Origin of the sequence: Streptococcus oralis subsp. oralis, assembly GCF_002096445.1 — a bacterium.
Classification (GTDB): Bacteria; Bacillota; Bacilli; order Lactobacillales; family Streptococcaceae; genus Streptococcus; species Streptococcus oralis_N.
This window is the reverse complement of the sequence record NZ_NCUK01000013.1, coordinates 192632-208255: the sequence shown is the minus strand read 5'-3', so window position 1 is coordinate 208255 and position 15624 is coordinate 192632. Positions and strand designations below refer to the sequence as shown.

The 15624-nt window shown below is 45.4% G+C and carries 13 protein-coding genes and 1 pseudogene; 2 read left to right on the top strand and 12 right to left on the bottom strand.

Going from position 1 to position 15624, the window contains the following annotated elements; genetic code table 11:
• The first annotated feature begins 42 nt into the window (after positions 1-42).
• On the top strand, positions 43-1254 hold the full coding sequence (gene sstT / locus B7721_RS04370; RefSeq protein ID WP_084877718.1) for a serine/threonine transporter SstT: 1212 nt from the start codon (positions 43-45) through the stop codon (positions 1252-1254).
• A 49-nt stretch (positions 1255-1303) separates the two neighbouring features.
• The gene (locus B7721_RS04365) at positions 1304-2257 is read left to right on the top strand and encodes an aromatic acid exporter family protein (protein ID WP_084877717.1); all 954 of its coding nucleotides are present in this window, start codon (positions 1304-1306) and stop codon (positions 2255-2257) included.
• 248 nt (positions 2258-2505) lie between these two features.
• On the opposite strand, the pseudogene B7721_RS10210 reads toward B7721_RS04365, so the two are convergent.
• The 12 genes and pseudogenes from B7721_RS10210 to B7721_RS04310 all read right to left on the bottom strand — a co-directional run.
• A pseudogene (locus B7721_RS10210) lies at positions 2506-2601 on the bottom strand (TIGR01741 family protein); the annotation flags it as partial.
• Between the two features lie 68 nt (positions 2602-2669).
• On the bottom strand, positions 2670-2894 hold the full coding sequence (asp5, locus tag B7721_RS04360; RefSeq protein WP_084877715.1) for an accessory Sec system protein Asp5: 225 nt from the start codon (positions 2892-2894) through the stop codon (positions 2670-2672).
• 2 nt (positions 2895-2896) lie between these two features.
• Entirely contained in the window at positions 2897-3076 is a 180-nt protein-coding gene (gene asp4, locus B7721_RS04355) for an accessory Sec system protein Asp4 (RefSeq protein ID WP_033583412.1), read from the bottom strand.
• Positions 3069-4415: an accessory Sec system glycosylation chaperone GtfB gene (gene gtfB, locus B7721_RS04350; RefSeq protein ID WP_084877713.1), complete on the bottom strand. Its 1347-nt coding sequence runs from the start codon at positions 4413-4415 to the stop codon at positions 3069-3071. The genes asp4 and gtfB overlap by 8 nt, the downstream gene beginning before the upstream one ends.
• The gene (gtfA, locus tag B7721_RS04345; protein WP_084877711.1) at positions 4399-5919 is read right to left on the bottom strand and encodes an accessory Sec system glycosyltransferase GtfA; all 1521 of its coding nucleotides are present in this window, start codon (positions 5917-5919) and stop codon (positions 4399-4401) included. Before gtfA ends, gtfB begins: the two co-directional genes overlap by 17 nt.
• A gap of 12 nt (positions 5920-5931) precedes the next feature.
• Complete coding sequence (gene secA2, locus B7721_RS04340; RefSeq protein ID WP_084877709.1) at positions 5932-8304, bottom strand: accessory Sec system translocase SecA2; 2373 nt, start codon at positions 8302-8304, stop codon at positions 5932-5934.
• Entirely contained in the window at positions 8297-8737 is a 441-nt protein-coding gene (gene asp3, locus B7721_RS04335; RefSeq protein ID WP_084877707.1) for an accessory Sec system protein Asp3, read from the bottom strand. The genes secA2 and asp3 overlap by 8 nt, the downstream gene beginning before the upstream one ends.
• Positions 8734-10263: an accessory Sec system protein Asp2 gene (asp2, locus tag B7721_RS04330; RefSeq protein ID WP_084877706.1), complete on the bottom strand. Its 1530-nt coding sequence runs from the start codon at positions 10261-10263 to the stop codon at positions 8734-8736. Before asp2 ends, asp3 begins: the two co-directional genes overlap by 4 nt.
• Positions 10247-11827, bottom strand: coding sequence for an accessory Sec system protein Asp1 (asp1, locus tag B7721_RS04325; protein ID WP_084877704.1), 1581 nt, complete (start codon positions 11825-11827; stop codon positions 10247-10249). The genes asp2 and asp1 overlap by 17 nt, the downstream gene beginning before the upstream one ends.
• 9 nt (positions 11828-11836) lie before the next feature.
• On the bottom strand, positions 11837-13054 hold the full coding sequence (gene secY2 / locus B7721_RS04320) for an accessory Sec system protein translocase subunit SecY2 (protein WP_084877703.1): 1218 nt from the start codon (positions 13052-13054) through the stop codon (positions 11837-11839).
• Positions 13055-13142: 88 nt separating this feature from the next.
• The gene (locus B7721_RS04315; protein ID WP_084877701.1) at positions 13143-14372 is read right to left on the bottom strand and encodes a glycosyltransferase; all 1230 of its coding nucleotides are present in this window, start codon (positions 14370-14372) and stop codon (positions 13143-13145) included.
• 15 nt (positions 14373-14387) lie between these two features.
• Positions 14388-15614 (bottom strand): glycosyltransferase, encoded by a 1227-nt coding sequence (locus B7721_RS04310; RefSeq protein WP_084877699.1) that lies wholly within the window; start codon positions 15612-15614, stop codon positions 14388-14390.
• Positions 15615-15624: the final 10 nt, after the last annotated feature.

Here is a 15624-nt window from a genome sequence, read left to right as displayed (position 1 = left end):
TTTATACTATAATTATAAACAATACATTTGAAGGAGACTGCTATGAAACGAATCATTAGAGCCTGGACCAAGGCAAGCCTCATCAAACGAATCCTTATTGGAATGATTTTGGGAGCAACATTGGGGATGCTCTTTCCAAACTTTACAGGAATTGGTCTGCTTGGAGACCTCTTTGTAGGTGGACTGAAAGCCATCGCTCCTATTTTGGTTTTTGCCCTTGTTGCCAATGCCCTTTCCCAACACCAAAAGGGACAAAACACCAATATGAAGACTGTTATTTTCCTATACTTGCTTGGAACCTTTGCTGCTGCGTTGGTAGCCGTTCTAGCTAGTTTCTTACTGCCTGTGCAAATCACCCTGACCAGTGCAAATACAGAAGTTGCTGCTCCTGACGGTATCGGTCAAGTCCTCAGCAACCTCTTGCTCAAACTGGTGGACAATCCCTTAAATGCCATTGTTGAAGCCAACTATATCGGGATTCTCTCTTGGGCAGTCATCTTTGGCTTGGCTATGAGAGAGGCAAGTAAACACAGTAAAGAATTACTGAGAACCATGGCAGATGTCACCTCTAAAATTGTGGAATGGATTATCAATCTAGCACCCTTTGGGATTTTAGGCTTGGTTTTCAAGACCATCTCTGACAAGGGCATTGCCAGTCTGGCTAACTACGGCATCCTCCTAGGACTTTTGATTGCTACCATGGCCTTTGTTGCTCTCATCATCAACCCGATCATCGCCTTTCTCTTTATGAGGAAAAATCCCTATCCCCTTGTTTTGAAATGCCTACGTGTCAGTGGTATTACAGCCTTTTTCACTCGTAGCTCTGCCGCTAATATCCCTGTCAATATGAAACTCTGCCAAGACTTGGGACTGAATCCTGACACCTACTCTGTCTCCATCCCGCTTGGTTCGACCATCAATATGGCTGGCGCTGCTGTTACCATAAATGTCCTGACCCTGGCTGCTGTCAATACACTCGGAATCTCGGTAGACTTTGGGACAGCATTTGTGCTCAGTGTCGTGGCTGCCATTTCTGCCTGCGGAGCCTCTGGAATCGCTGGGGGATCCCTTCTCCTCATTCCTGTCGCTTGTAGCCTCTTTGGGATTTCCAACGACTTGGCTATGCAAGTTGTCGGAGTCGGTTTTGTGATTGGGGTTGTGCAAGACTCCTGCGAAACAGCCCTGAACTCTTCAACAGATGTCCTCTTTACAGCGGTTGCCGAGTATGCTACAAACCGAAAACTTCGCCCCTAGTCTCTGACTCCTCGTTAAACACTTGACTCTATTAGTTTAGGAAATTTTCATGTCTCTCACTCAACGTACGACCAAACTGATCTTAGCGACCTGTCTCGCTTGTTTACTCGCTTATTTTTTAGATTTATCATCAGCAGTTTCAGCTGGAATTATCGCCCTTTTAAGCCTCTCCGACACGCGCAGAAGCACACTGAAATTAGCACGTAACCGCCTCTTTTCCATGCTCCTAGCGCTCGCTATCGGTGTTCTAGCCTTTCAGCTGACAGGTTTTCACATCTGGAGTTTGGGCCTCTATCTGGCTCTCTATGTCCCTCTTGCTTATAAAATGGGTTGGGAAATCGGCATCACCCCTAGCAGTGTCTTGGTCGGTCATCTCTTGGTACAGGAGTCTACTTCCCCAGATCTCTTGCTTAATGAAGTGCTCCTCTTTCTCATCGGGACAAGCTTTGCCCTATTGGTCAACCTTTATATGCCCTCTCGTGAGAAAGCCATCCAAAGCTACCACCTTCAGGTCGAAGAAAAATTAAAAGACATCTTGCTTCGCTTTAAATACTATCTGTCAAGAGGAGACGGGCGCAATCAAGCCCAACTCGTTGACCAATTAGACAAGCTCCTCGATGAAGCTCTCAAACTGGTCTACCTGGATCACTCGGATCATCTCTTTCACCAGACGGACTACCACATCCATTACTTTGAGATGAGACAGCGACAAAGTCGCATCCTGCGAAATATGGCCCAGCAGATCAATACCTGTCATCTGGCCGCAAGTGAGAGTTTGATCTTGGCCCAGCTCTTTTCTAAGATTGCTGCCCAGCTAAGCCAGACCAATCCTGCTCATGACCTACTTGATGACATCGAACGCTATCTGCAAGTCTTCCGCAATCGGAGTCTCCCGAAAACACGTGAGGAGTTTGAAACACGTGCCACCCTCCTGCAACTACTACGCGAAGCCGAAACCTTTATCCAGGTTAAGGTCGATTTTTACCAGAAATATGGAAACTAGAACGCAAAGAACCTCAGAGGACTTCCTCTGAGGTTCTTGCGTTTTGCATTTGGAGGAAAATTGTTTGACCATTCCCCTTAGAATCATCAAAACAGGGATATCTTCTGTAGAACCTAAATCTCTATCAAGACTAGCCATACCTAAAAATTCACAGACTGTTTCAACAGTTAGATTGACTTTCATAACAATCCAACAAGCTAGAAGACTTCATATTGTCCACCCGCATATCCGCAAGGGATGTAGCCTGCTTGATATAAAGCATACAAATCATCCCACTCAACTGGAATCATATCGTTGGCTTGATGCACGATTTCGATAATTTTCTCATTAATCTGTTTTTCCATATGTTCCTCTGGTTTAGATGTATTTTCCCCGTCTCTAGTATCCTCTATCTGTGAATGGTACCGCGTTCTTACTGATAGGTCACCATCATAAAAACGAGGAGCAAGACAAACAAGGCTAGGCTAATCAAGAGGGTCACCATTTTTACCAAGCGGTTATTCTGCCAGTAGTCTGGTTTTCCGATATTGCTGGTCGCATCCATGGAAAAGAGTTGGCTTTGGCGAGGTTGGATGAGAACCAGAACAATTAAGGCGACGGCTAGGATTATTCCTATAAGCATCAAAACTTCCATCATTTTCACCTCAAGATTCCTAATAATGTAAAGATCAGGGTAAGAAGGATGAGCATGCCGAGTAAAATGGAGAAAGTTTTACTGATCTTTTCTCCTCGGGTAGGCTTTTCTTTCTTAAGCGCTCCTTGCTTTAACTCTTCCATGCGTCCTTCAACATCCTTGTAAAATAAATCTTTTTTAGTCATGTCCTTCCCCTATTATCCTTTCCATCCTCTCTTGGTAAGTAGCCAAGTCCACATAGTTGGCATGACGACCTTGATGTCCAAGGGCTCGGCCCATCTTGTCAAGACTGCTGAGAGCTTCTTGAATCTTCGCAATCATGTCTCCAACAGCCTGCACATCAAAGAGGTGTTCTGGAGCTGTGTAAGATCTGTTATGAGCTGTCTGATCAAAGGCTAGGATAAGCATATTGTGCTCGAAGGCTTGACGGACAGCATCCAAAAGCTCGTTTCCATAATTGATATCCAGATAGAGATCTGACAGCTGGTAGAGTTCTTGGATTTTTTGTGGACTAGCGTTTTGATAGAGAACGACATTGGGATAGGAAAGCAAGGTTAGCAACTTGGACGACATTTCAGTCACTGCCGCGATTCGGAAGGTCGCCATTGGCAAGGACTCAATCAGGGTTTCGATATGTTCGATCTGATCTGAGTTGGTAACGATCAAGGCATCTGGTCGAACGAAATTTTCTCTCTTAAATTGATAATGATAACCTAGATAGAAAAACTTGTCATGATAGGCTGGGTTAGTCAAGGCCAAGGCCTGTTCATAGGTAGCCTTGTCTGGTATGAGGATCTGCTTGGCTCTCAGCTCCTCTTGCTCCAAGAGTAGCTGCATATTTCCAGGAAGGCAATCATCTAGCGGTTCTTGCCAAACCAAGATATCCTGTCCGCTCTTGTCTGGATAATGATATGAGACCAAGAAAGAGGTAGCTAGAGTATTAAAGAGAAGGTGGCGAGTGTCGATTCCTAAGTCTTGCAAAAAGAAGATCGTGAACTCCACTCGATTTTTAAAATGGCGCAGGGCTTGTCCGGGCAAGGTTAGGAGGATATCGCCTGTCACATGGTTTTCTAGGACAATTTCTTGTCCCTTTGCATCCTGATACTTGGTCAGGATAGCCTGTCCATCCACACTATAAGTGGTCTTGGCAAAGCAGGCTCCGTATCGGTTATAGTGGTCTGCTTGGTAGATGCGACCGGATAGGTCTATCCAGTCGACTTTCTTAACCAAACGGGCCTGAGGAGCATCCACATAGTGAATCACGCCCCTCTCCCGAGAATCCTCTAGGATATGCGCCGACTGGTTATTGCCCGCAATCTCCCAAAATTCAGGTACGGCTACTTGGTTGAAATAAAGAGCTTTTCCCGACTCGTAACCTAGATAGTAGGTAAAGGGAGAGAGAATCCCATCTGGGAGAAATCCATCTGGTTCGATCACAACTGTGGCATGGGACAGACCAGCAGCTTCTAAACTTTCGTGCAAATCGCGGCTTTCCTGGCCATATCGATCAAATAGTTGAATCATGCAGGACCTCCTCTATCGTTTTCTTCCACTTGTCCCTTACTTTGTCTGTTAAAAATCCTCTAGCTAGCTCATAAGATGCTGTTCGCATAGCTGGCAAATGTTTTTCCTGATAGAGCTGGCAGATCTTTTCTGCAAAGGCTCTTTTAATCGCCGTTTCTACATGGTCATCCGAACTTGGGATCAAGTAGCCATTTTGACCGTCCTGTATAAAGGTCTGGTTGCCATAAGGCACATCAAAACCAATCAGGGGCAAGCCTGAACCAACTGCCTCCATCAAGGTCAGACCAAAGCCTTCACTGGTTGAGGCTGTCAGATAGACCTCGTACTGGGGATAGATCTGAGCTAGATCTGCATGCCCTTTGAGCTGGATATAGTTCTCCGCTTGGTGAGCCGTGATGATTTCCCTTAAAAGGGACTCCTCACCCCCACTGCCATAAATGTCAAGGGTAAGCTCTGGAAGGACTTGATGCGCTTGGATAACCGCCTTGACGAGCCAGTCGATGTGTTTTTCCTTGGCCAAACGCGAAGCGGTAATGATAGAAAAGGGCTTGCGTTCCCTAGCAGGTTCCGTCAGCTGATCAATGCTCCCAACTGGAATCGTGACGATTCGTGGACGATGCTGACTGTACTGGGCAAATTGACCTTCGAGAACTTCCTTCTGCCGATCCGTGGATACGATAAAGCAATCGACCTTGTCCGCATTTGTAAATTGATACTCATAGTAGTTATTCCAGAGGAGATAGTCTTCGTTGCTAGCATTTTCACTATAGTGTTCTGCGTGAACGACAACTGCTAGATGGGCCTTTTGTGCTTCTTCAAAAACAGCCTGACCAATCCCTGTCTCCCTATCCAAAATGACCAAATCAGACTTGCTCAAGTTCAAACTTTGCATAAAATAGCGCATAAGGGCTGGCTTTCCATACAGAATCCGGTCCTTAAATCGATAGACCTCTTCCTGTCCCTCAGTCAACAAGATATCGTAAGCAGTGCTGCCATCTTCATTGAAAAAGCTTCGTTGATAGAGTCTAGCCATCTGGTCTTTGGGCGCGAAATATTCTGTACAGTAGCGTGTGTAGGAGAAATAATCCTTGCGAATCAAGTTCCCTCCAAATACATATTCTGCATGTTGTACTAGATTCTTAGCCGAGTCTACCAAGTAGCAGGTCACAAACTTGTCCTCGTCTGAAAAGTAGACGCGCAAGACCTTGCCATCCTGCTCCCTATGACTCTCTAGGCCACCAAAAGAGGCCAAGACCTCATCAACTGTAACACTGGTCGGTGCTAGCTTGATATCTGTAAAATGATTGTAAAGCCAGATTACCTGATCATCCGCAAAGCCGATATTGGCCGTTAAGTGCTGGATATTATCTGCTAAAATCAAGTCGGTAAAGATAAACTTAGATGCTAGGTCTAAACTTCTAAAAATCCCTGCTCGGTAGGCCTGGGCATACTCGACACCACTGCTCGCCCAACCGATCCCTAGATTTATATTGTAAATTGTCATATGATCCTCTTTTTATGGAAAATGGGTGAGAATCTCACCTTTGGGCGTTACTTCCACAATCCCCATGAGAAGATTGCGTACCATATCTGTACGGATTTGTTGCTTCATAGTTTCAAAGCCAGCATAGGCCTCCTGATAGTACTCCACGATAGGGTTCTTTTGAGAAGCAGACTGGCTCCCGATTGCTAGACTGAGCTGTTGGAGATAGTCGACTTGCTCAACCCAGTTGTCATCAATAGCCTTGAGCATGGATATTCTCAGAAAAGAGTCATAGAGCTGGTGAGGTTGGAGGACTTCCTTTTTAGCTACGATTTCCTTGGCTATTATTTTCTCTAGTAACTCCCGAATCTGATCTGCATCAGCTAAATCCAGATCAGCTGGTAATTCTCTCATCCCAAAGCTAATATTGGTCACGATGAAGTGAAAGAGTTCTTGGGGGCTGCTATAGGCTTTTTCTGAGATTTGTTTGGTATAGTCTACCAGTATGTCCTCAAGGATATGCTCTAAATCACGGCTCCCATCCAGCAAACGATCTCTTTCTTGGTAGACCATCTGACGCTGGATATTGACGCTTTCCGCATACTCTAAGGTTTGTCTGCGCGCTGAGCGACTGGCACTATCACTAGCCTCTTGAGCTTTTCTGACGAGATTGCGGTACTTGCGAGCCTTGAGTAGGATAGGTTTGCTAATATCTTCCACTTGGTAGTCTTGATACAGGTCGTGAACCCAAGACGGCCCGAATTTTTTGATCACATCATCTTCAAGCGACACGAAGAATTGAGACATGCCTGGATCGCCCTGGCGGCCAGAACGACCTCTGATTTGTAGGTCAATCCGTCGGTTCTCCATCCGCTCGGTACCGATCACAATCAAACCGCCCAATTCTGCAACACCTGGACCGAGTTTGATATCTGTCCCTCGACCTGCCATAGAAGTCGCAACGGTCACTGCCCCCATCTGTCCAGACTCTGCGATAATCTGGGCTTCACGCGCCGCATGATTGGCATTAAGGACATTGTGGGAAATCCCCTCTCGCAAGAGCAAGGACGAGTATAGCTGGGACATTTCAACAGATCCGACAAAGATAAGGAGTGGATTGCCTTTAGAGTGATAGGTCTTGATTGCTTCCAAAGAAGCATACACTTTCTCAGGGAGGGTCACATAGAGATTGTCCAGATGGTCAATCCGCCTAAGTGGGCGATTGGTTGGGATGCGAATGACAGACATGTTATAGGTTTCGAAAAATTCTTTCTCTGCCACCTTTCCCGTTCCTGTCATACCTGAGATTTTGCGAAACATCTTAAAGAGACTCTGGTAGGTGATTGAAGCCATGGCTCTGGTTTCAGGAGAGAGCTTCACATGTTCCTTGGCTTCGATGGCTTGATGGAGACCGCCTTGAAGCTTGGTCATTTCCATCAAACGCCCTGTTCCCTTGTCTAACAAGACCATTTCTTGCCCTCGAATCAGGTAGTCATTGTCCTTGGTAAAGAGCGTATGAGCTCTGAGAGCATAGACCAGATGCCGAACATAACTGGCGTACTCTTCCTTGTAGAGATGGTCGATTCCTAAGAAAGCTTCAACCGTCTGAGCCCCCTTTCGGGTCAACCAAACCTGCTCTTTTTCTTCCTTGTAGATGTAGTCTTCTCCTTCAACCAAGGTCGTCACTAGGGTATCAATCATCCCATAATAGTTAGACTGGACACGGGGAGAGCCTGCGATAATCAAGGGAGTTTGGGCACTATCGAGTAGAATGTCATCGATTTCATCGATGATAACATAGTTAAAGGGAGGCAGGAATTTCCCCTCACGAGTGGAGGCAAGATTGTCATTGAGATAGTCAAAGCCCAGTACACTATTGGTCGTGTAGACGATGTCCGAAGCGTAGATTTTTCTTTTCTCTTCCGCAGTCAAGTCCTCTTTTGGATCCTCTGAAAAAGGCAGACCTACAGTTAGACCTAAAAATTGGTAGACTGGACCCATTTCACTTGCGTCCCGTCTAGCCAGATAGTCATTGGTCGTGACCAGCATGCTGCCTTTTCCCGTTAGGGCATTGAGGTAGAGGGGCATGGTTGCAGTCAAGGTCTTGCCTTCACCCGTATTCATCTCTGCCACATTTCCTTGATGGATCACGATGGCTCCCATGACCTGCACATCATAGGGAAAGAGACCCAAGACCCGTTTATCGGCCTCACGAACAAGGGCATAGGCTTCTACCAATAGCTCATCTAAGGTTGCTCCCTGAGCAAGGCGCTGGCGAAACTCCTCTGTCTTTGTAGCCATTTCCTCATCACTGAGAGCTGCCATCTCTTCTTTGAGGGCATTGATTTGGCTTAAAAATTTCTTGACCTTTCTCAGTTGTCTTTCTTGATACAAACGATTAAACACTATCATCCTCCTCAATAGAAAACGAAACAAAGTCAAGAGCCTCAAAACCTGCACTAATCAAGGAAAGGCGGTAGGTGTAGGCCGCTTCAGGATAGGTGAAGCTAAAGGAAAATTGCCTTTCAATCTTCTCCTCGATGATTTCTTCATAACGGTTTAAAAAAGTCAGTTTGAGATAGAGGCCATTAGTCGGTTGAACCTGCATCTTCATAGAGAGACGGTAGGTGTGATTTTTCTTGAGAAGAGGGAGGCTGGGCTGGCTTCTAGTAGCCTGGTAATTGACACTGGAAAACCAGGTTTTAAGGGTTTCACCTGAAGCCAGCAAAGGATTTTTCATGGTAACATGACCATCTGCATGATAGGTGATCTGACTACCATAAAGATAAGTGGCTCCCATCTCGCCCCACCTAATATCCTTTCTCTTGATGATAATCATGTCTCACCTCTTCTGTATTCTTCTAGTATCATCTTATAAAAATGAATAAACCAGGCAACGTTTGTCCCTGTGTCATCATTGTGTCGACCAGCTGTCCCTTTCGACAAGATCTTGGCACCTGTCTGGCAGAGGGTCTCCACTAGCTGGTCATAGGCACCACTATCCATATCCTCGTCTTTCATGTAAGAAAGACCAAAGGTCGTCTGGGAAAAATCAGCTTGTTTAAATCGGGTCCAAAAACGTTGATCCAAGTCCTTCATGTCTTTCTCGCTCACTCCTCCTGTCTGAAGGTGCAATACATCAAAACTGGTCGGGAAAACTCCTGGCGCCTCTAGTCGGCCCCTCTGTGCGATGGTTCCTAGATTGGTCAAGGGTTTTCCGACTACGATTCCTTTGGGCTCAAAGTGAGAGCCATAATAGAGGGCTGGGAAGGTTCCCATTGACAGGCCAGATAGGATCAAGTCACTTCTATCCAAACCTAGGTAGGCTAGATAGTGTTGGATCGTTGCTTGTATGCTGGCTTCTAATTTCTCAGTTCCTAGGTAAAAGGCTCCTCCTTCTAATCGAGGATCCGAAAAGAGGAGAAAGGGGCATTGGAGATTCTTCATCATCCAGTAACCCTCAAAACCTTCCGCCGGACGGTAACCTGAGAAATAGACTGCTAGAGGAGGCTTGAAATCTCCCGGATGAAAGAAATAGTTGATTTCCTCACGTTTTTTGTCATGCAGGATATTGCCTCCGAGAACAAACTTTCCAAACTGTTTCCGGCTCCAGCGTTGGTGGAGATTGCCGATGTTGACCTTTCCCTGGCCACGCGCTTCAAGAGAAATGCTCAGATAAGCGTCATAGTCTTGCTCCACTATGATTGCTGAGGCAAAGTCTGCTTCCTCAAAGAGAATGTCCTGTCTAATCTCTGAAACGGATTCTGCTGGGATTTTTCGCAAACGCAGGCGCAAGTCCACTGGACCACTCTTTTCATATTCGAGCCAGAGTTCGATTGGCGAATGGGCTTGGACAGACTGATTATAGGCCCAAGAGGCTAGCTGGGTATAGGTCTTCCCAAAGTCTCCTTCTAATTTCAGATGCTCAAACCCTTGATAGGAGACAGATCCTTGGAATCTCGGGTGAATCCTTATCGTAGCTGGACTCATCTTGTCCCCATAACCACCTTCAAAGAGGGAGGTGGAAAGGTCTCGAACAAAGCCCTGTTGGTCTGACAGGTCCATCGCTTGCATGCAGTGCTGTTTGATGAGGTTCTGAATGTTTTTATCCTGACTTGTAAACTGTTCTGGATAGAAAACCGTATAGGGTTCCAAGCTAGATGCAAAAGGCAATAAATCTACTAGGTAAGCCCCATCCGTGAGAATGACAGCATGAAAGTGATCTAGGACATTCTCATCCATGATTTTCTGGATGGCAGACGGTGTGTTGGGAGGGACATGATACCAGTCTAATTGGGCGGGTAGGGCAAGTGTATCTCGCCAATCCTCTGGACCGATTTGCAAGATCTTATACTTCTTTTCCATGAGACACCTCCTCCAACCACTTTTCAAGCTTGATCAGGAATTGCTCCCCAGTGTGTTCCTTTATCTTTTCAATGGAATGGATTAAAGCATCATTCCACACCTGCAGACTATCGAGATAGTAATGGGCCGCTTGAGCAAAATCAACTATGTTTTCCAACAGATAGCCATTCTTCTGATGGCTGACATACTCTGTTTTGACCCTGTTGATTTGAGGGATACCGGCACTAATCCCCGCTATCTGAGTATAGAGAAGAGGCTGACAGTTCAAATCGACAATCAAACGAACAAATTCCAGCTGCTTGATTAACTCCGATTCATCCTTCATATTGACAAACGAATAACGCATAGCCTGGTGGCGATTGTCCTCGAGCGGATTTTCAGCTCCTTGGTAATCAACTTCCTTCTCTAGTTCCTGGTTTTGAAACTGCTCTGAGACCATCTCAGCAACTCGTGTTTCCAGCTGCTTCATTTCTTCTTGACTAGCAGAAAAGGCTCCAAAGATCAGCTCCGTATCCTTGTTTTCAGAAAGGAAATGCAAGACCTGATAGAGAGCCTGGTCCTCTATTCCCTGCTCAAAGTCCAGTTGATAGTAGAGGAGCGACTCCTTCCGAGTCTGGCTCTTTCCTAGCTCCAAGCGCGTATCAAAAGGTGATAAATGACGAAATTTCGTTGCTTGATTTGGAAAGACAGGCTGAGCCAAGTGCAAGGTGTCCTCTCTGTCAACCAGAACAAGGTCCACCTTATCCAGCAGACTTGCCAACTGGGATAATTGCTCTTGAGGATTTCGTCCGATAAAAAGGCTGAGAACCTTGGTGGTTTGGTGAGGCAACCGATCTAAAAGGAAAGCATTGTGCTGATCACAAGCAGGCAGAAAATAGGTCGCTCCTTCCTCAGGGAGTTGAGCTATTTTCTTCTCAAAAAACTCCGCAATCAATTCTCCCATATCCTGGTAGGCCTCTTTTTGGAATCGAAAAGCAAAGATAGGATTGACCTCGATACGGCCCCCATCTTGCAAGTGCTCTCTAAACTGCCACAGTCCCTTGGGATTGAGGTAGTCTTGGTAGAGAGCCTGACCCTCTTCGTAATAAATCACACTGGAAACCAGCCCCCGATCATCCATCAGGTAGTTGGCAGACAAGAGCCCATCTTCCTTGAAATACTGAATCGTACTGATGAAGCCTTCAATCCCATGCTCCACCTGAGCATAGGGCTTTCCATTTCTCAAAACTAAAATGGTAAAGGGACTGTAAACAAACTCGCAGTCCTCTTCCCACTCAATATCTCTGAGCTGCAAGACCTGCGATCGAATCTCGTGAAAATCCTGCAATTCATCAAATAAGGAATAAACCTGTGCTTCTAAAATACCTTGGCGATGGAGAAAATAGCGCAAATGAGGCTGATAGGACAAAAGGAGGACCTGTGCAGGGATCCCTTGGCGTTGCATCAAGCGAATTTGATTGAAGGTGTCATCAAATTCTAGCTTAAAATGAGAAAAATACCAAGGTGTCAAATCAGCATGCCAGGGACGCTCCTTGCCATACCAGGCTGGGATAAAGTAATACATCAAAACCTCCTAGAATAATGGCCGATACCTTTCATTTAGTCTGAGCGCTTGCAGTTCGTCGTGAATCGTAAAGAGCATGCCACTCAAAATTAAAAAGAGTCCGGGGATCATGCTGACTTTTAACAAACTCTCATCCTTCAAGACAAACAAGATCGGAAGTCCAGCTAAGGTAACGTTAAAGACTGCACCTATCAGAGCAAATCGCAGAACCAAGCGATTGATAAAGCGACTGGTATCCTCACCAGGATAGACCCCGTAGATGTAATCTCCCGATTCCTTCATCCGATCTGCGATCTGTTGACCACTCACATTGACAAAGGCAAAGGCAATGCTAAAGACAAAGAGGATAAGGATATAAGCGTATATCCACAAGGGTTTCCCCATCGCATACTGCTCCAGTAGGGTAGGGTAGAGCGGATTGCCCTTGTCCAGATGGTGAAGCAAGAGCAAGAGATAAGAAGGCAAGCCCATGAGACTCATCACATACATATAAGGCATGCCACCAGCAGGATTGAGCATGATTTCCAGATAAGAATAGCGTTTAAAGCGAGAATGGAGCCCGATTTTATTGATAGGGATGCGGTATCTAGCTCTGTAAAAGAGAACGACTAGATAGGTAAAGAGGACACCTAGCACTACCAACAGGAAAAGCAACCAAGGAGAGATCTTATGAACTTGGACCGATTGGATGATGTCCTGAGGGAGTGAAGCCACCATACTCGCCAATAAAATAACGATTGGGCCTCCAACTCCGATAGACGCATTGATGTCCGACAGCCAAACTAAGAAAAAGGTCCCCGCAATCAAAAGGCTGGTATTGAGGAGAAAGACCAAGAAGGGATTGTAGGTAGCTTGGACAGGAAGGTTTGTAGTCAAGGCCAAGGCCTGAATCAAGGCAATCCCTAACGTCAAGTACATTTTCCGTCTATCCTGGACTTCCGAAGAAACCGAGTTTAAGCCTAGTTTCTTTGAAAAGGAAAACATCTGCCACAGGATCATAGCTGACATCCAAGGTGAAAGCCCAATGGAAAAGAGAGAGAGGCTGCGAAGATTTCCACCAGTCAGGGCTACTGAAAAGTCCAGATAGGCTGCGCCTCCTCCGAGAAAATCCCGACTATTGAGGTCAACAAAAGGAAGAGCCAGACGGCTCCCGAGCACATAAATAAAGAGCAAAAACAGGGTGCGCATCCCTTTTTTTACTGCTATCGATGAACGAAATTCTTTCACTAGCTCCTCCTTTTCATTTTATCCTTCAATCATCCTACCCGAGGGGGATAACTCAGCATTTTTATCTTAGTATCTTCAAATCCTCATCTCAGTTTTCGTGAGCTTTCTCGTCCAGATAAGCCTTCAAAGCAGCCACCATTTCTTCTGGTCTTTCTGCTGAGAAGATACCTGCATAGGCACTTTCAGGCAGTTCCTGCGACTGGGTATTCTCAAAACTCAAAATCGGTTTCTCAAAGCGTGAAACATAGTCATAAACAACACTCAACTTGTCATCGTGGTTAATATCGAGGTAGACATCTGTCTGCTGGATCAGTTTCTCGACCAAGAGGGGGAAGGTGTTGGGGTAGAGGGTCACATTTTCAAAACGTGACAAGAGCATGAGTTCCGGTGCCATCGTCGTATAGGCTGCGATGTAGAAATGCACCTCTGGCAAGGCTTGAACCAGATAGTCGATTTTCTCAAGATGCCAAGAATTGGTCAAATTAACACAAGACATAGCTGGCTGATAGACTGTAACTGGATAGTCAATTCCAGCCTGACGCCATTTTTCAGTAATGGCAGACCACTCCATCAGATGATAGTGCCACCAAATCTCACGCAAACGCCCAACCGAATGAGTATTCCAAGGTTTGTCCTGAGAGAGGAAATGCAGGATGGCTGGCAGGGGCTCCAAAGGGATTTGGAAGATAAATTCATGTCCATGTGAGGCAGCACCACTGTCAAAACCAATCTGGAAATTATAGTTCTGATCCAGATGAGTGTAGCTATCATGAAAGAGCATATTGAGGATGGACTGGTCTCCCTCACTCACATGTTGGTGTTCCCGCTCCGTCAACTCAACAAGTTTTTTTCTTACAGCTTCTGACCGCCATTTCTTGTTATTAATCAAGAGTACACCTGCATTAAAGCCAACCCCAACTCCAAAACAAGATGGCGCAGCAGCCAGGTAGTTTTCTCTCAAGTCCATTTCAAAGAGAGCCGTCAGATCAGCCGTCACAACCAAATCACTGTCCAAGTAAAGAACCTTATCCTCTTCGACAAAATCAGGGATAAAATAACGGGCAAAGGTCATGTGATTGATATGGGGCAGTTTGTTACTCCAGTTCATCTGAAACTGGGCACCAAGCATCTTGACATCCACCAACTCACCGCCCATTTGCTCTACTATCGGTCTGAGAACCCGGAAGCATTCCTGGGGTATATCCTGATTAAAGATATAGACCTTGACATGGCTATTATGATAGCAGAGAGACTTGAGCGCTGTTTCAATCTGGCGGATATAGGCATAATCTCCTGCTAGAACAATTGTTTTTTTCATTTAATTTCCTTTAGTTCACAATGACTGCTTCTTCGATTTTAAAAGCGTACGGATAGACTGGATCATTTGATCTACGGCTGCTGGTGAGTAGACATGACTGCAACCACTCGAGTCATGACTAGTGGTCTCAAAAGCAAATATAGGGATTTCTCTTTGCTGCACTTCTTGGATAATGTTTGCAATTTCATCCTCATGATTGATATCCAAGTAAAAGTCAATCTTTTCTAAAACCTTTTTAACATTCATGGGATTAAAGTAAGGATAGAGGCGTACATTCAGATGCGATTGCAAGTTCATGATTTCCGGCGCAAAATTGGTATGAGCTAGGATAGAGAACTCTACATCGGGCAATTCTTGGATCAGGTGTTCGATTCTCTCTATGTGACATGTATTGGTAAAAATAGCGGTCGCATACTGGGGAGCTTGAACTAAAGATGCCAATCCTTTATGGAAATCACATTTTTTCATGACGATATCAGGCCACTCTAGTCCGTAGTAAAACCACCAGTCCTCCCTAAAACGATTGAGGTTGATTTGGTACCAAGGCTTGTCCCCTGTATAATGGATAATCTTGGCTGTCTTCTCAGTAGCAAGAGAGTCCCTATACCAAGAATCCATCTGGTAATTTCGAGCCACTGTATCCATACCAACCATAAAATTATAGGTAGCTGGCAGCGATTTCCAACGACCTTCAAAGAGGTGATTTAACACGCCCTGATCACCAAAAACTTGGTCATGCAGTTGGTCTGTCAAGCTCAACAAGTGCTCCGTCACCTTTTCTTGACGCCAGAGGGCCACATTAATCAGCAAGACACCTGCATTAAAAGTGCTAGGAACTAGCGCATCTGCGACAGCAGCTACTGGCCAGTCTGCCGTATCTTCTAAAAAGAGTTGATCTAGGTTTGATCTAACGATAATATCCGAATCCAGGTACAAGGCTAGATCTTCGCTAACAAACTGAGGAATAAAATAACGAAAGAAAGTTGCATAACTTAGGTGGGCTAGTGGCAAACTATACTCTTTCAAACCTTGATGACTAATCTTGACATTGACGATTTTTGAGGCTAGAGGTTCTAAGCGTCTCTCCATGAGCTGAAACCATTCTGATGGCAAATCATCATTGAAAACATAAAAAGTCACTGCTCGGTTATGGGCACAGATTGACTTGATTGTTGTCTCAATCTTGTCCATATAAGCATTATCACCACCGAGTACAATGGCTTTTTGAAGCTCTTTTTTCATTTCGTCCCCT